12 protein-coding genes are annotated in these 17,894 nt (G+C 49.1%); 11 read left to right on the top strand and 1 reads right to left on the bottom strand.

What is annotated here, in order from left to right:
* The first annotated feature begins 159 nt into the window (after positions 1 to 159).
* The 11 genes from pth (at position 160) to GPK49_RS11700 (ending at position 16,977) form a co-directional block, all read left to right on the top strand.
* The gene (pth, locus tag GPK49_RS11750; protein ID WP_124984290.1) at positions 160 to 864 is read left to right on the top strand and encodes an aminoacyl-tRNA hydrolase; all 705 of its coding nucleotides are present in this window, start codon (positions 160 to 162) and stop codon (positions 862 to 864) included.
* Positions 861 to 4,367 carry a transcription-repair coupling factor gene (gene mfd / locus GPK49_RS11745; protein WP_215678090.1) on the top strand — a complete coding sequence of 1,169 codons (3,507 nt, stop codon included), beginning with the start codon at positions 861 to 863 and terminating at the stop codon, positions 4,365 to 4,367. Before pth ends, mfd begins: the two co-directional genes overlap by 4 nt.
* 53 nt (positions 4,368 to 4,420) lie before the next feature.
* Positions 4,421 to 5,395, top strand: coding sequence for a peptidylprolyl isomerase (locus GPK49_RS11740; RefSeq protein ID WP_016407571.1), 975 nt, complete (start codon positions 4,421 to 4,423; stop codon positions 5,393 to 5,395).
* A gap of 497 nt (positions 5,396 to 5,892) precedes the next feature.
* On the top strand, positions 5,893 to 6,714 hold the full coding sequence (locus GPK49_RS11735) for an EFR1 family ferrodoxin (protein WP_215678088.1): 822 nt from the start codon (positions 5,893 to 5,895) through the stop codon (positions 6,712 to 6,714).
* Between the two features lie 190 nt (positions 6,715 to 6,904).
* The gene (locus GPK49_RS11730; protein ID WP_215678085.1) at positions 6,905 to 7,588 is read left to right on the top strand and encodes a polyphosphate polymerase domain-containing protein; all 684 of its coding nucleotides are present in this window, start codon (positions 6,905 to 6,907) and stop codon (positions 7,586 to 7,588) included.
* A gap of 17 nt (positions 7,589 to 7,605) precedes the next feature.
* Positions 7,606 to 8,280, top strand: coding sequence for a DUF4956 domain-containing protein (locus tag GPK49_RS11725; RefSeq protein ID WP_215678083.1), 675 nt, complete (start codon positions 7,606 to 7,608; stop codon positions 8,278 to 8,280).
* Between the two features lie 17 nt (positions 8,281 to 8,297).
* On the top strand, positions 8,298 to 10,196 hold the full coding sequence (locus GPK49_RS11720; protein ID WP_215678080.1) for a CotH kinase family protein: 1,899 nt from the start codon (positions 8,298 to 8,300) through the stop codon (positions 10,194 to 10,196).
* Between the two features lie 104 nt (positions 10,197 to 10,300).
* Positions 10,301 to 12,550, top strand: coding sequence for an SF1B family DNA helicase RecD2 (gene recD2, locus GPK49_RS11715; protein WP_016407566.1), 2,250 nt, complete (start codon positions 10,301 to 10,303; stop codon positions 12,548 to 12,550).
* Positions 12,547 to 13,257, top strand: a complete 711-nt coding sequence (locus GPK49_RS11710) for a ComF family protein (RefSeq protein WP_215678077.1) — start codon at positions 12,547 to 12,549, stop codon at positions 13,255 to 13,257. The genes recD2 and GPK49_RS11710 overlap by 4 nt, the downstream gene beginning before the upstream one ends.
* Positions 13,258 to 14,024: 767 nt before the next feature.
* Positions 14,025 to 15,215 carry a YkvI family membrane protein gene (locus GPK49_RS11705; protein WP_215678074.1) on the top strand — a complete coding sequence of 397 codons (1,191 nt, stop codon included), beginning with the start codon at positions 14,025 to 14,027 and terminating at the stop codon, positions 15,213 to 15,215.
* Positions 15,216 to 15,489: 274 nt separating this feature from the next.
* The gene (locus GPK49_RS11700; protein ID WP_016407563.1) at positions 15,490 to 16,977 is read left to right on the top strand and encodes a DUF1846 domain-containing protein; all 1,488 of its coding nucleotides are present in this window, start codon (positions 15,490 to 15,492) and stop codon (positions 16,975 to 16,977) included.
* A gap of 242 nt (positions 16,978 to 17,219) precedes the next feature.
* On the opposite strand, the gene GPK49_RS11695 is transcribed toward GPK49_RS11700, so the two are convergent.
* Complete coding sequence (locus GPK49_RS11695) at positions 17,220 to 17,807, bottom strand: manganese efflux pump (protein WP_118579911.1); 588 nt, start codon at positions 17,805 to 17,807, stop codon at positions 17,220 to 17,222.
* Positions 17,808 to 17,894: the final 87 nt, after the last annotated feature.

The following is a 17,894-nucleotide window of genomic DNA, read 5'->3' as shown; positions in this document are numbered from 1 at the left end:
CTCACTTTTTTATTGTTTTCCGCCGCTTTTTTATGCTATAATGACTCTGAAAAATGAACAAAATAACGGAATAAAAGAATAACAAAAGAATAGAAGAATAGCAGCTCTAATTTTTTAATTAGGGCATTTCGTTGTGTTTACGGACAGGAGGAAAGGCACATGGGTCTTTTTGACAGATTTAAAAATCAGGAAGCGAGAGGGCAGGAGTTTTACTGCATCGTGGGTCTTGGCAACCCCGGCAGAGAATATGCCGAAACAAAGCATAATGTCGGCTTCTGTGTAATTGATAAGCTGGCGGAAAAATATGAGATTAAGGTGGAAAAATACAAAAACAGAGCATTGATTGGGGATGGCATGATTCGCGATAAGCGGGTTCTTCTCGTAAAGCCGCAGACCTTTATGAACCTCAGCGGCGAAAGTGTGCGTGAAATCGTGAATTTCTATAAAATTCCGCAGGAACGCTTTGTTGTCATTTTCGATGATACGAGCCTGCCCTGCGGCAGTGTGCGGATTCGCGAAAAGGGCAGCCATGGCGGACATAACGGCATCCGCAACATCATCGACCAGATGGGGACGGATGTGTTTAATCGCATTAAGGTCGGCATTGGCGAAAAGCCAAAGGGCTGGGATTTGGCGGATTATGTGCTTGCGAAATTCAGCCCTGATGATTTGCCTGCCATGGAAGAAGGCATGGAAAAGGCGGTCAAGGGCGTGGAGCTGATTCTCTCTCGCGGTGTGGCGGAGGCGGCAAACCGCGTGAACCAGAAGCCGAAAAGCATGAAAAAACAGAAGGCCTTGCAGGAGCAGGCAGAAAAAGCCGAAAAAGAAACGGAAAAGACTACTGACGGGGTGAATAAAGAATGAAAGCCTTAACTGCACCGCTGACCGAATTGGGCAGTTTTCAACAGATTCTGGAAGGAATTGCAAAGGGAAATACGCCTGTTTTTGCGACAGGTGTCATTGATGCGGCAAAAACCCATCTGGCGTACAGCCTGCAGGCGGAAATAAAGCGTCCGCTTTTCCTTCTGACCTACAGTGAACTGCGCGCGAAGGAAATTCTGGAGGATTTGACCTTTTTTACGAAGGACTGCGCATATTATCCTGCGAAGGATATCCTTTTCTACAGCGCGGATGTGCATAGCATGGAAATGAACCGCCAGCGGTTTCTGGTATTGGAGCGTCTGTTCAAGGGTGAAACGCCCATCATTGTAGCATCTGCCGAGGCGCTGCTGGATAAATATCCCCCGAAGAAAATTTTCGCCGCCTTTCGGCTGACCCTGCGGACGGGTGAAATCGTTGAAATCGCAGAGTTGACACGCAAGCTGGTACGCATGGGCTATGAGCGGACGGAGCTGGTGGAAAGTCCCGGGCAGTTCAGCCTGCGCGGCGGTATTCTGGATATCTGGTCGCTGACGGCGGAGGATGCCGTGCGTATCGAATTCTGGGATGATGAAATTGATTCCATCCGCAGTATGGATGCGCAAAGCCAGCGTTCCGTAGAAAAGCTGGAGGAGGCGAGCATTTTCCCCATGCGCGAAATGGTTTATACTGAGGAGCAGGCAGTTTCTGCGGCGGAGCGCATCGAGCAGGAATACAGAAAGGTACTGAAAAATCTGGAGCAGAAGGGCGAAACGGAAAACGCAGAGCGTCTGCGGGAGCATATCGGCGAGGATGCGGAACGCCTGCGTGCGGAAAAAACATTGCCTGCACTCGGGGCGTATGCCGATTATTTTTATGAAAATCCCGTCAGCCTGCTTTCCTATTTGCAGGAGGACACCCTGCTTGTGTTTGATGAGCCTGAGCGTATCCGCGAGCACATGGATATTCTGACGGAGGAATACCGCGAGAGCGTGAAGGGGCGTATCGCGCAGGGTTATTTATTGCCAGGGCAGAGCAATATGCTCTATGATTATACGGAAATTTTGCGGCAGGCGGAGAGTTTTGCGGAGCTTCTGCTTGCAGGGCTGAATCAGAAGACGGTGGATTTCCGCCCGAAAACAATGGTGAATCTTTCGGTGCGCTCTACGCCCTCCTTCCAGCAGCGCGCAGACCTTTTCTGCGAGGAGCTGGAATATCTGAAGAAGAACCATTTCCGCACGCTGATTCTTGCCGGCAGTGGTACAAGGGCACAGCGTATGGCAAAGGAATTGCAGGAAATGGGTCTGGAAGCCGTTTATATCGATTCTCTGGAAAAGGAGGTGCCGAAGGGTGCCGTCTGGGTGGCACGCGGCACGCTTTCCAAGGGCTTTCGGTATGATTATATTGATTTTGCGGTCTTTTGCGATAGTGAATTATTCGGCGGCAAGGAAAAGAAAAAACGAAAGAAGCGCAGGAAAAACGGTGCGGCAATCGAAAGCTTTACCGATTTGCATATCGGGGATTATGTTGTGCATGATAACCACGGGATTGGTGTATTTCGCGGTCTGGAAAAAATCTCTGTCGAGGGCGTGCAGAAGGATTATATGAAGATTTCCTATCGGGATGGAGGCAGTCTCTTTGTACCTGTCAACCAGATGGATATGGTGCAGAAATATATCGGTACAGGCTCTGCCGCACCCAAGCTGAATAAGCTTGGCGGACAGGACTGGGCGAAGGCAAAGGCGAAGGCGCGAAAGGCTGTGCAGATTATGGCGGAGGATCTGGTTGCGCTTTATGCAAAGCGTGCGGCGGCGCAGGGGTTTGTCTATGGTGCGGATACCGTCTGGCAGCAGGAATTTGAGGAAAGCTTCCCCTATGAGGAAACGGATGACCAGCTGAACGCCATTGAGGATGTCAAAAAGGATATGGAAAGCAGCAAGGTTATGGACAGACTGATTTGCGGGGACGTTGGCTACGGCAAGACGGAGGTTGCCATTCGTGCGGCATTCAAGGCGGCACAGGAGGGCAAGCAGGTCGCATTCTTAGTTCCGACCACCATTCTGGCACAGCAGCATTATAATACCTTTACCCAGAGAATGACGGGCTATCCTGTGCATATCGAGCTGCTCTCCCGTTTCCGTACGCCGAAGCAGCAGAAGGAGAGTTTGCAGAATATCGAAAAGGGCTATTCCGAAATTTTGATTGGGACGCATCGGATTCTCTCCAAGGATGTCAAGTTCAAGAATTTGGGGCTGATTATCGTGGATGAGGAGCAGCGCTTCGGCGTGGCGCATAAGGAAAAGCTGAAGGCGCTCAAAGAAAACGTGGATGTGCTGACGCTTTCCGCAACCCCTATTCCCAGAACGCTTCACATGAGCCTTGCGGGGATTCGCGATATGAGCCTTTTGGAGGAGCCGCCGCAGGAAAGGCATCCCGTTCAGACCTATGTGATGGAAAATAACCCTGAATTTATTCGTGAAGCCATTCACAGGGAAATCAGCCGCGGCGGACAGGTTTATTATCTCTATAATCGGGTAGAATCCATCAGCGAGGAGGCCTTCCGTGTGCAGAGGCTTGTGCCGGATGCAAATGTGACCTACGCGCATGGGCAGATGTCGGAGCGAGAGCTGGAACGCATTATGGGCGATTTCATCAGCGGCGAGATTGATGTTCTGGTCTGCACAACGATTATCGAAACGGGGATGGATATTTCCAATGCGAATACCATCATCATTCAGGATGCCGACCGCATGGGGCTTTCTCAGCTGTATCAGCTGCGCGGACGCGTGGGCAGAAGCAATCGCATTGCGTATGCGTATCTGATGTATAAGCGGGATAAAATGCTGCGCGAGGCGGCGGAAAAACGTTTGCAGACCATTCGGGAATTTACCGAATTCGGCTCCGGCTTTAAGATTGCCATGCGTGATTTGGAAATCCGCGGTGCAGGCAATCTTCTTGGTGCGGAGCAGCATGGACACATGGAGGCAGTCGGGTATGATATGTATTGCCGCCTGCTTGAGGAGGAGGTGCAGAACCTCAAGGGAGATGCACCGAAGGAGGAAAAATTTGAAACCTCGATTGATTTGAATATCAGTGCCTTTATCCCTGATTTTTATATTAAGAATCAGGAGCAGCGGATGGAGTTGTATAAAAAAATCGCAGGCATCCGCACCATGGAGGAATATTACGACATGCAGGAGGAGCTTGAAGACCGCTATGGCGATTTGCCAAAGAGCGTACAGCTTCTGCTGGAGGTGGTTCTTGTGAAGGCAGAGGCACATGAGATGGGGATTCGCGCCATCAGCCAGAAGCATGGGAATCTTCTTCTGGAATTTCAGCCGCAGCCTAATATTGACCCACAGAAGCTGATGCAGCTGCTTGCAAAGGAAAAGGGCAAATATCTCTTTACCGCGGGCGCAAATCCATACCTTACCATCAAGCCGGCAAGGGGAGAGGGAGAAAAACCGCTCGAACTGATTAAAAAATGCTTTGAGGCATTGAAAGACTGAGAGAATATCTGTATAATAAAAAAACCAATATCTATGCGGAGAGAGGGTGCAGAATGAAAAAGAGAAGAAAAGGTCTGCTTGGGCTTCTGCTGGCAGGGGTGCTTGCGCTGACAGCCTGTGGCAGCGGCGGAACAGCGGATACGGTTGTGCTGAAAATTGACAATCACGATATTACGAAATATGAATATATGGTTTACCTTTATACTACAACGCAGAGCTTTGTTTCTGCGGCGGGAGAGGATGTCTGGAATCTGGATTTTGATGGGCAGACGGCGGATGAGCTGGTGGAGGAGCGCACCATCAGCACATTGCAGAGTGTGCTTGCGGCGGAGGAATATGCCGCGGCGCATGATATCGCTCTGACGGATGACCAGAAGGAGGAAGCGGCAGCGGCGGCAAAGCAGTTCCTCTCCACAGTGGATGCGGATGCGCTGAAGAAGATGGAGGTAGATGAGGAAAAGCTTGTGCCTTTGATGGAGGCCTCTTATTTGTATTCCTTGGTGTATGATTCCATTGCATCGGAATGTGCGGTGGATGAAACGGATATGGCAGATTACTACGCAGAGCAAAAGGATCAGATTCGCTCCGACTATACGGAACTGAAGGTAGCAACCATTCTGGTCGATGATGAGGAAACGGCAAATGAGGTCGCAAAGCGCGCCAAGGATGGCGAGGATTTTGCATCCTTGTTCAAGGAATACGACGTTGACCCTAAGGCGCAGAGCGGCGAGGAAAGCGGCGAAACTACCATGTATCAAAGCTATATGCTTTCCAACTTCGGGCTGACAGAAGCACCTGAGGTCGGCAAGGTGGTCGGCCCCATCAAGATGGACGAGAGTAAATATTTCATCATTAAAACGCTGGAGAAAACCGTTCCGACCGAGGAAGAAGTGAAGGAAAAGGCAGAAACCGGCTATAAGGATAAGATTCAGACGGAATATGCCGAAGCGCGCATCGATGAAATGGTGAAGGCGCAGAAGGTGGAAAAGGTTAAGAGTGTCTGGGATACTCTGGAAAAATTCCACTGAAAATCATAAAAAACGAGAAAGGATGTCTTGCGAGAGCAGGGCATCTTTTTTTGTACAGAGGATGTAAAACTGTTGTCGAAAAAAGGAAACTATGCTATGCTGAAAACAGAGGATTATCGCTTGGCGGTTCAGTCACTCTCTGCAAAGGGGGTGATGTCTATGGTTACATATGCTGATTTGTTTCAATATAGCTTAGTAATCATCGGAATTATCACCTTATGCTTTTTGCATAAGAACTGATAAGAAAACGACCGCCTAACAGAAGTTAGACGGTCAAACCCAACTATATCGGACTGACCGCCCTTCCAAAAGCGGTAATCCTTTCTTACTGTCATCATAGCACAGAGAAATAAAAAATGCAATCAAATCTGTATTTTTTTGCATAGCAGTGAGGATATGGCAGGAGAAAGCTGTATTATAGTTGAAAAAAGGGCATTTCTAAGGTATGATGAACAAAAGAGATATTTTGTTTTTTGGGTGAAGGAGGAAAATGAGAGATGGAGTTGAAAAGAGTATGGGCGATGTATTTCAGCCCGACAGGCGGAACGGAAAAGGCAGTGAAAACAACGGCGCAGGTTGTAGCCGAGAAATTGAACTTGCCCTTGGAAATTTATGATTTTACCCTGCCGCAGGGCAGAGAAAAGGATGCGGTTTTCGGCGAAGGGGATTTAGTTGTCTGCGGCACACCTGTCATTGCGGGGCGTGTGCCAAATGTATTGCTTCCCTATCTGACGGAGAAGGTAAAGGGCAACGGTGCGTATGCGGTGCCCGTGGTTTCCTTCGGCAACCGCAATTATGATGATGCGCTGATTGAGCTGAGAAATATTTTGGAGCAGGATGGCTTTCGGACGGTTGCAGGCGGTGCTTTTGTGAGCGAGCATTCCTTTTCCAAAACCCTTGCGGCAGGCAGACCCGATGCAAAGGATTTGGCAAGCATGCAGGAATTTGGCACAAAAATCGCGGAAAAGCTGACAAGTGACTGGGAATATACGGCTCCTGCGTATGTGAAGGGGTGCGACCCCATTCGTCCCTATTTCAAGCCGCAGGACAGACATGGCGCGCATATTGATATCCGCAAGGTTAAGCCGAAGGTAAGCGATGCCTGTGTCGGCTGTGGGCATTGTGCGGAGGTTTGTCCCATGGGCTCCATCAGCAGAGAAAACATCAAGGAATATATCGGCATTTGCATTAAATGCTGTGCCTGCGTGAAGAAATGTCCCGTGGGGGCAAGATATTTTGATGACCCCGGCTATATCTACCATAAGGAAGAATTGGAAGAGCTTTATGAAAGACGTGCAGAGCCGGAATGGTTCGTGTAACGGCGAAGCCGTAAGTGAAAACCGAATTTTGGCTTGGAAGGACAGAGTCTGCTTTTTAAAAAGGCAGGCTCTTTTTTTATTGCCCTAATGGGTTTTTAATCCTTCTTTTACATGGCTTTAACAAAAGGCTAAGTACCCCCTAATTTCTATCCCGTATACTAAAACACGAATGAGAGAGAGGTGCATTTTTATGGAAGAAAAATGGAGAAAGGAATTGAAGTATACCGTAACAGAGGGCGAGAGCATCGTAACCGCAAGAAGGCTGTCCTCCTTTATGCAGAGGGATAAAAATCTCAAGGGTGGCAGGGAATATCTGATTCGCTCGCTTTATTTTGATAATCTGTATGAAAAGGTGCTGAAGGAAAAGCTTTCGGGGACGGCTGTCCGTGATAAATTTCGGATTCGTTATTATGATTTTGATACGGCGTTTATCCGTTTGGAGAAGAAAAGCAAACGCTATGCCGTTGGGCATAAGTATCAATGTCGGCTGACGGCGGCAGAGGTGCAGAAAATTATTGACGGCGACCTTGCTTGGATGGAGGCGGATGAACGACCTTTGGTGCGGGAGCTGTTTTTGAAAATGAAGCTGGAGCTGTTTCGCCCGTCAGTGATTGTGGATTATTGCAGAGAGCCGTTTACCTACGCACCCGGCAATGTGCGGATTACCTTTGACAGAGATATTTGCTCCTGCAAGGACATCAGGGCATTTTTCCGAAAGGATGCGCCGACGGTTCCTGTGCTGCGGGACGGCAGGTGTATTATGGAGGTAAAATATGACGATTTTCTGCCGGATGTGGTAAGCAGAACGATTTTGACAACAAAAAACAGAGAGCAGGCGTTTTCTAAATTTGCCGCTTGCAGTCTGAACGGATAAGAGAAAGGATGAAGAAAATGACATTTAACGACGTTTTTAAGAGCAGCTTTTTGGATAGCTTCAGCAGCTTTTCCCTTTTGGACACAGCACTTTCCCTTGGGGCAGCATTCGTGATTGGGCTGTTTATCTTTTATGTATATCAGAAAACCTACAGTGGTGTGCTGTATAGCCGCAGCTTTAATGTTTCCTTGGTGGCAATTTTATTGGTAACCACATTGGTAATCAGCGGTGTGACAAGCAATGTGGTGCTGTCCTTGGGTATGGTCGGTGCGCTGTCTATCGTGCGTTTCCGTACTGCGGTGAAAGATCCGATGGATTTGGTGTTTTTGTTCTGGGCAATCGCGGAGGGCATTCTCTGCGGCGCAAGCCTGCTGCCTCTGGCGCTGCTTGGCTGCCCCATTCTGGGCATCTTCCTGCTTGTTTTTGCAAATCATCAGCAGAAGGATAACCCCTATCTGATTATTGTGCGCCTGATGGAGGGAGCGGCCGAGGAAAAGGTGGCAGGCTACATCAAGGGCGAGGTAAAGAAAATGCAGCTCAAATCCAAAACTGTGACAGGCGGGGCAGGCTCGGAGGTTATTTATGAGATTCGCCCCAAGGATAACGATAGTGCCTTTGTGAATGTTTTGAGCAATATGAGAGGCGTGGAATCCGCAGTCATGGTAAGCTATGACGGGAATTATGCGGCATAATGGAAGGAGGAACTCCTTTGCATGTATTAAAAAAATATAAAGCGGTTTTGCTTTCGGGGCTTCTGGTGGTTGTGTTTTGCGTGGCGGCGTATTGCGCCGTCGGCAGGGCGGATTCGGCAGAAAGCCATACCTACGCGGAGCATATCTTTCAGGATGATACGGTAAATGAAATCAACATTGAAATTGACGAGGCGGACTGGCAGGATATGCTGGAAAACCCTTTGGAGGAGGAATACCATAAGGCGAATGTGACGATTAACGGCGAAACGGTCGGAAATGTGGCAATCCGCACGAAGGGCAACACCAGCTTGACCTCTGTGGCCAATTCCGATTCCGATCGGTACAGCTTTAAGCTGGATTTTGATTATTATGACAATAACGGCAATTATTACGGCTTGAAAAAGCTTTGCCTGAATAATAACTATTCCGACAACAGCAGCATGCGCGAATATATTTCCTATAAAATCATGGGCGAGCTTGGCTTGGATGTGCCGGAATGTGCGTATAGCCATATTACCGTCAACGGCGAGGAATGGGGCTTATATCTGGCGGTAGAGCCGGTGGATGAGGTCTTTCTTGCAGAGCATTTTGCGGATGCCACGGGCGATTTATATAAGCCTGAGGGCATGGGCGGCACCGGTGCGGATTTAGTCTATAACGGGGATGATATCTCCGCTTACACAGGACTGAACCTGAAAACCAATCTGAACAGCTCCGACGGAAAGGAAATCCTTGCGCTGATGCAGGCGCTGGAGGATGGCGAAGGCTTAGAGAAGGTGCTGGATGTGGAAAAGGCATTGAAATATATTGCGGCGAATGTGGCACTGGCGAACTTTGACAGCTATTTGGGCATGACAACGCATAATTTTTATCTTTATGAGGAAAACGGTCGCTTCACAATCATTCCTTGGGATATGAACCTTGCCTTTGGCGGCTTTGGCGGCGGCGAGGTGGATATCTATGAGCCGACCAGCCAGAGCATGGGCGGCTTCGGCGGCGGAGATAAGAGGAAGGATACGCAGGATAATGATGCCGTAACCAATGCCACAGAAAGCACCGAAGCGCAGACGGATGCAAATAATCAGCCACAGCCACCCGATAACGCCGATATGCAGGGCGGCGGTCAGCCAAGCGGCGGCAAGCAGCCGCAGGGCATGCCCTCCATGGGCAGCGGCGAGAAGCCCTTGGTGACAACCCTTCTGGAAAATGAAACCTATCGTTCCATGTATGAGGGCTATCAGAAGGAGATTGCGGAGAAATATTTCACGCAGGAATACATGACCGAGCTGGTAACGAAAATCCATGACCTGATTGCACCCTATGTGCAGAATGACCCGACTGCCTTCTGCACCTATGAGGAATTCGAGCAGGCCTGCTCCACCGACCCGACCGACCAATATTCTCTGGTTTACTATGCGGTGAATATGGCGGAAAGCATTGAAAATCAGCTGAACGGCGGCGAACCGACCTTCAACACAAGCAGCATGCAGGGCGGCGGCATGGGCGGCGGCGGAAAAGGCGGCCCCGATTTTGGCGGAGAAAAGCCTGATATGCCAAGCCGAACGGAGCAGACAACGGATGCACAGCAGAATGACCGCTCGACACCCCCTGACCAAAACGGTGGACAGCAGGGTGGACAGCAGGGTGGACAGATGGACGAAAATGAGCGGACTGGACAGGCAGATGGACAGCAGAATGGACAGCAGAACGGACAGCAGGGCAATCCACCCGATTTCGGCGGCGGTGAAAAGACTCCTCCCGGTATGCCCGGACAGGATAACAAAAGCGTGAGTCTTTCGGATTGCCTGCCCATGATTGCAGTTTGCGGCGGCGTGTTTGTGGTCGGTGCGGTGGTTCTGATTTTGTTCAAGCGGAAAAAAGACCTGAAGCCACCAAAAGAACATAAAACAGAATAAGCTTTTTGCAGAGATTTTGCATAAAAATTGGGAACGGTTGTTCCCTTTTTTTATTTGTTATGATATACTTTTAGCAGACGAAAAAACGGAAGGGAGGGAAAAGCATGGAGGATTTGAAAATTACCGGCGAGGTGGAGGATATCATTTACCGGAATAAGGATAACGGCTATACGGTTTTTTCGCTGACAACAGAGGATGATGAGGTGACCTGCGTGGGCGTTGTGCCACAGATTCACAGCGGCGAAGCACTGGAAATTCACGGAAGCTGGGCCATGCACCCCCTTTACGGCAGGCAGGTACAGGTGCGGTATTACGAAAAATCCATGCCGACCACTACGGCAGGGATGGAGAAATATCTTTCCTCTGGAATGATTAAGGGCATCGGGGCGAAAACGGCAAAGCGGATTGTGGAGCGCTTCGGTGAGGCAACGTTTTATGTGATTGAGGAAAAGCCTGATCTTCTGACGGAAATCAAGGGCATCAGCTACGATAAAGCACAGAAAATTTCCGAGGTCTTCTGCGAACAGCATGAGCTGCGCAGAGCGATGATGTTTTTGCAGGGGTACGATATTTCGCCTGCATACGCCATGAAGATTTATAAGAAATACAAGGCACGCACCTTTGAAATCGTGAAGAATAACCCCTATCGTCTGGCAGATGAGGTGCTGGGCATCGGGTTTAAGATGGCAGATAAGATGGCGGCGGGGGCAGGCATTGCGGCGGATGACCCCAACCGTGTGAAGGCGGCGGTGAAATATGTGCTGAATACAGCGGCGGCAAACGGCGACTGCTATCTGCCGAAGGAAAGGCTGATTGCACAGGCGGTGGATTTATTGCAGCTGCATCCGCTTGCGATTGAAAATGCCATTCGGGAGTTGCAGGTAAACAGCCAGCTTTTGCAGGAAAAGCTGAACGGCGAGGACTGCGTGTATCTGAATTATTATTTTTATGCCGAAATGTCTGTTGCGAAGCGGCTGCTGGAGCTTTCCGCAGACTATGATGCGCCGAATATGGAATCTATTGCAACGGAGATTGCGAGGGTGGAGAAGGAAACGGGCGTGGTGCTGGCGGAGGAGCAGCGTGCGGCGGTGGCAGAGGCATTAAGCTGCGGCGTGCTTATCATCACAGGCGGCCCGGGAACGGGGAAAACCACAACCATTAACACCATTTTGCGGATTCTGAAAAAAGAGGATATGGATGTGGTGCTTGCGGCACCGACAGGGCGCGCGGCGAAGCGCATGACAGAGGCAACGGGCATGGAGGCGCAGACGATTCACCGCCTTCTGGGCATCAGCTTTATCGGAGAGGACAGCCGCAGGCAGACCTTTGACAAAAACGAGGAGAATCCGATTGAGGCGGATGTGATTATCATTGACGAAAGCTCGATGGTGGATATCGTGCTGATGCAGGCACTCCTGCGTGCGGTGGAAAGCGGCTCACGCATTATTTTTGTGGGGGATGTTGACCAGCTGCCCTCTGTTGGGGCAGGCAATGTGCTGAAGGACATGATCCGCAGCGAACGGCTGAAGGTGGTGCGTTTGCAGCATGTGTTCCGACAGGCGCAGGAAAGCGCAATTATCATGAACGCACACCGTATTAACCAAGGGGAGGAGCCTGTGCTGAATGAGGAGGGGACAGACTTTTTCTTCATGCGAAGGGCATACGCGGACGAGGTTGCCGGAACGATTCGGGAGCTTGTGACGAAGCGGCTGCCCAAGTTTACGGGGTGCGACGGCTTGCAGGATATGCAGATTCTGACCCCGATGCGCAAGGGGACGCTTGGCGTGCAGAATTTAAATCAAGTTTTACAGCAGACGCTGAACCCTGCCGCGCCCGATAAGCGAGAGGTACAGTTTCGCCAGATTACCTTCCGCGAGGGAGATAAGGTGATGCAGATTAAGAATAATTACAATACCGTCTGGCGGATGTTCAACAGCCTTGGCAAGCGTGAGGACGAGGGTCTGGGTGTTTATAACGGGGATGCAGGCGTTATTCTTTCGATTGACAGCTATGCGGAGCAGCTAAGGGTGACATTTGATGATGGCAAGGTGGTCGATTATGACTTCAGCCAGCTGGAGGAATTGGAGCTGGCGTATGCCATTACGATTCATAAATCGCAGGGGAGCGAATATCCTGTGGTGATTCTGCCTGTTTACAGCGGCCCGCCGATGCTGATGACGCGCAACCTGCTTTATACGGCGGTGACACGCGCAAAACAGCTTGTGGTTCTGGTGGGACTGCGGGAGACGGTTTCCGCTATGATTTGTAACGACAGAGAGATTGACAGATATACGGGATTGGCACAGCGGATTCAGAATTTGTACGATTTTATGCATGGGGGTGATATCGTATGAAGGAGCAGCTTCTGGAATTGATTTTTCCGCCGCGGTGTGCGGTCTGCACAGAGGTGCTTGACATGGAGGAGAGAAGGGGGATTCTCTGCCACGACTGCGCGGAGCAGCTGCCTTATGTGCCGAAGGGGATTTGTCCACATTGCGGCGGCGTGACGGAAACGGCAGGATTCTGCGATTTCTGCCTGAAGGAGTTTGCATTTGAAAGCGCCTGCGCCGCTTTTCCGTACGAAACGGTACGAAGGGCAATTCATTTGTTCAAATATGACGGCGGAAAGAAAATTGGCGATGGCTTAGGGCAGCTGTTGGCGGATTACATGGAAAAATACCATGAAGCAATCTTGGCAAAGACGGATTTTGTGCTTTCCGTTCCCCTGCACCCGAAGAAGGAAAAGAAGCGCGGCTTCAACCAGACTCACATTCTCTGCGAACAGCTTTCGGCGCGGACAGGGCTTCCGTTTCGGAGGGATATTTTGGTGCGAAAGCGGGAAACGGCGGCGCAGAGTACGCTGGATTCCTCTAAGCAGCGGCGGCAGAACCTGAAAAATGCCTTTGCGGTGACGGAGGATCTGACAGGGAAGCAGGTGCTTTTGGTGGATGACATTTTCACAACGGGAACAACCTGCAACGAATGTGCGAAGGAATTATACCGCGCAGGGGCGCAGAAGGTATTTGTTTGCTGCCTTTCGGCGGCAGGAAAATTAAGTTGAAAACAGGTTTTCAACTTGTTATAGCAGAGGAATAAATAGATAGGTTCCGCGGCAAAAGCCTTGAAACCTACTGTTTTCCTCGGCGGAAGTGAATTCCGCCTGCGGATGATATTCGGGAAACGGATTTGTTTCCCGAACCCTTCCGCTATCCATAAATACTTCAGTGATGAGGTATCAGTGAAAATTATCAAAGGGATACGATGGAATGATGGCTGTCGTATCTTTTTTTGTGGAAAAACACAGAGGGATACGCCACATTGTATGCAGAAAAACTGTATACATAAGGGTTAAATTGCATAATTATACGTTATATGCAGAAATCCATACATATTTTTTTGTGCGAAGTGTAAAAAATGCGGAAAAAATGAGTGCGGTTTTATTGAAAATGACGCATTTAAACGGAAAAATTTTGGATTTTGAGAAGGGAAGGAAAAATAGCAGGTGTTTCTATGCAGAAAATGACTGCGTTGTCAAACAACTTAGGGGGCGAAGCGCCGAAAAATGACGTTTTTTTACAGGTGAAACGTTTTTTTGGCAGAAAAAAATACAAATGCGCCTATTGACTTTCTTGCCAAAAACGAGTAAATTTTTACAAAAGTTCAATTTTGTACGGGAAAAAGTACAAAAGAGCTTTCGCAATTATACAGATGAAAAAGCTGTTCCGAGTAGCTTTTAAGGGATGGCAAAGGTACAAAAGAAACTCATTATTTTTCAGCATTTATTTTTACAATGAGTTGGCTTTACACAAAAGAAAAGAGGGGAATTTTATGGAAAAGAAAAAAGGCTTTTTTGAAGGCAGCTTCGGGAAATTTGTTTTGCCCGGCATTATCCTTCAGTCCGTAATGATCGGCGGCGGCTATGCAACCGGTCGTGAAATCGTAGAATACGGTGCGAAATACGGCGCGCTGGGCTGGCTGTCCGGCCTGGGGACATTCTTAGGATTTGCGGTCATCGCAGCACTGACCTATGAGCTGATTCGACTGACAAAGGCATACGATTTCAAAACATTTATGAAGACCATCGGCGGCCCTTTGTGGATTGTATTCGATATCGTTTATCTGCTGTTTATGGTTGTTATCATTGCTGTTATGGCATCTGCAACCGGCAATATCGTAGAACAAACGCTGGGATTGAACTACTGGGTCGGCGTTGTTGCCATTACAGTGGTTGTTGCGATTTTGAACTTCTACGGCTCCAGATTGATTGAACGCTTTGAAACACTGGGTACGGTTGCCCTGTATGCAGGCTACATCATCTTCGCCGTACTGGTTATCGGTACATTTGGCAAGAACATTTCTACTGTATTTGCAAACCATGACACAAGCTTTATCGGAGGCTCTGTATCCGCAGGCAAGGCTCTTTGGAGCGGCGTTCTTTACTGCGCATACAATCTAGTTGTAATGCCTGCAACCTTCTTTACAATCGAAAGACAGACCAGAAGGGTAGAATCCGTTGTTTCCGGTATTATCGGCGGCGTGTTGGCTACGATTCCCTGGTTCCTGACATACTTTGCGGTTATGTGCTTCTATCCGAATCCTGATGTTCTCGGTGCAAGCGTACCCTGGCTGGCAATGATGCAGGGAACCGCAGGCCCTGTTGTTATCGCAATCTTTGGTATTGTAATGGGCTGGACACTGATTGAAACCTCTACAGGCATCATCCATGCGGCTCTGGAGCGTGTAAACAATGGCTTGAAGGAAGCGCATAAGCCTCCTATGACAGGCAAACAGCAGGCAATCCTGACTATCATCGTTCTGGTTGGCTCTATGGTTCTGTCCAAGGTTGGCATCATCGACCTGATCGCAACGGTTTACAACGCATTGTCCTACGCTTTCCTTGCAATCTATGTACTGCCTCTGATTACAGTCGGCGTATACAAAATCTTCAAGCTGCGCAAGGCAGAAAAGGAAGAACAGAAGAAGCATGCAGTTTCCGCAACACAGAAGCATGCAGTCTGATACTCCGAAGGAATTTTTTAACACAGGTAAGAATTTACATCCATATATACATCCAAACAAAATACATCCAAAAGAGAGGAGATACCTTAGGGTATCTCTTTTCTTTTAAGGGTCGAAATAAAGGTATAGAATGGCGGCTGCTTATAACAGGTATTTTATATTTTGATGGACGGAAGTTATTTTTTGCTAAGTTTTGTTTGTAAATAGCATGAAAAAGGGTTATAATTTTCTGTGTTATAGATGTTGACGAAGGAAATATCGGGGAGAGTTAATTATGTTACGTTTAGGATTTGATAATGAAAAATATCTGCAAATGCAATCAAAGCGAATCAAAGAGCGTATCAGCCAGTTCGGCGGAAAGCTCTATCTGGAATTCGGCGGAAAACTGTTTGATGATTACCATGCATCGCGTGTTCTGCCCGGCTTTAAACCGGACAGCAAAATCAATATGCTGGTGCAGCTGAAGGACGATGCGGAAATTGTGCTTGTTATCAGTGCAGGTGATATTGAGAAAAACAAGGTCAGAGGAGACCTTGGCATTACCTATGATGCGGATGTGCTGCGGCTGATTGATGCGTTCCGTGGCTATGGGCTGTATGTAGGCAGCGTTGTGCTGACGCAGTTCAGCGGACAGGCAAGCGCGGTTGCGTATGAAAAGAAGCTGGAGGGTCTTGGAATTCGGGTATACAAGCACTACCCCATTGAGGGCTATCCTGCCAATATTCCCCATATTGTGAGCGAGGACGGCTTTGGGAAGAATGATTATATTGAGACAGAGCGTTCTCTGGTGGTGATTACTGCACCCGGCCCCGGCAGCGGCAAGATGGCAACCTGCCTTTCTCAGCTTTACCATGAAAACAAGCGCGGCGTGAAGGCGGGCTATGCGAAATTTGAAACCTTCCCCATTTGGAATATTCCCCTGCGCCACCCGGTTAATCTGGCATACGAGGCGGCAACGGCGGATTTGAATGACGTGAATATGATTGACCCCTTCCATCTGGAGGCGTATGGAGAAACAACCATCAACTACAACCGTGATGTAGAGGTATTCCCTGTGCTGAACGCAATGTTTGAGCAGATTTACGGGGAATCTCCTTATAAATCCCCTACGGATATGGGCGTAAACATGGTCGGGAACTGTATTTTTGACGATGAAGCGGTTTGTCAGGCGGCAAGAACGGAAATTGTCAGAAGATATTACAAGGCACTCTGCGACCACAGAAAGGGACTCTTGGCGGACGATGTGATTTATAAGCTGGAGCTTCTGATGAAGCAGGCGGGCACAAGCATTGCCGACAGAACCGTTGTGGCGGCGGCAAACAGGAGAGCGGAGGAAACAGGCGATCCTGCTGTGGCAATCGAGCTGCCGGACGGGACAATCGTGACGGGCAAAACAAGCGCACTTCTGGGGGCATCCTCCGCAATGCTTTTGAATGCACTGAAAAAGCTGGCAGGAATTGCAAAGGAAGTGAAGCTCATTGCACCTGAAATTATCGAACCGATTCAGAAGCTGAAGGTTGGACATCTGGGCAACAGAAATCCGCGCCTGCATACGGATGAGGTGCTGATTGCGCTGAGTATTTGTGCGGTGAATGAGCCAAAGGCGGCATTGGCGCTGAAGCAGCTGGAAAAGCTGAAATGCTGCGAGGTACATTCGACGGTAATCCTGTCCTCTGTGGATGAAAATGTATTCAAGAAGCTGGGCATCAACCTGACCTGTGAGGCAAGATACGAAACAAAGAAGCTCTTCCATAGAAATTAAATATAAGGTCGAAGGCAGGACTTTGACACCCTAAGTCGAAATCAGGATTTCGACTTGCTAAGACAGAGGAATAAACAGACGAGTTCCATCAGCTTAAAAGCCTCGAAACTCGCTGTTTTCCTCGTCGGAAATGAATTCCGACTGCGGATTCTATTTGGGAAACGGATTTGTTTCCCAAGCCCTTCCGCTGTCTCAAAACTACTTTGTCTACAGTCTGAAGCGTACTTCTTTACGAGGTACGCTTATTTTTTGTCCAAAAGCTGTAGGACGGCAAGAAGGATTAAAATGCCGCCGGACAGGAGCGACCAGAGGCTTTCCTTCGGGGCAGGGGAGAGGATGAGCCTTGCGCCGCATTTTTCGCCCAACGCGAGGAAAAATGTCTGAAAGAGGGCAGAAAAGAGGGGCAGGAGCGTTACATTTATCCCTCCTGCGGCAGCACTCAGCCCGATGGCAAAGGAATCCACAGAAAGCAGAAGCCCAAGGAGAAGGGCTTCCTGCGGCTCGATGAGGGAGGAGGCGTTTTTATCGCAGAGGGAGGGGGAATGCAGGGGCGAAGTCTCCTTCCGCTTTCCTTGCCCCATGCCTTGCAGACAAAGCCACACACCGAAGAAAAGAAGGAGCATGGGAGAAAACCGCTCCGCCAGATGCGCGGGGAAGACTGCTGCAAGCCGCCGCCCTGCAAAAAGAAACAGCTCCATCATGAGAAAGGCTTCTATCGTGAGCAGAAGAAGGGCGGACGGGCGAAAGCGGATGCTGCGCAGACCATAGGAAAGACCGATGCCCAGCGCATCCAGACTGAGGGAAAACGCCAGCAAGAGAGAAAAAAGCATGGATAACACCTCCTGCTAACCATCCTATGCGGATGGTCTTTTTTTGCGCTTGTCCGCATAGACTGGGAAAAAAGACAAGCAGAAAAA

Source organism: Clostridium sp. MCC345 (genome assembly GCF_018785345.1).
Taxonomy (GTDB): Bacteria; Bacillota; Clostridia; order Lachnospirales; family Anaerotignaceae; genus Anaerotignum_A; species Anaerotignum_A faecicola.
Note: the sequence above shows the minus strand (reverse complement) of the source record. Positions and strands in the feature narration are given on the sequence as shown.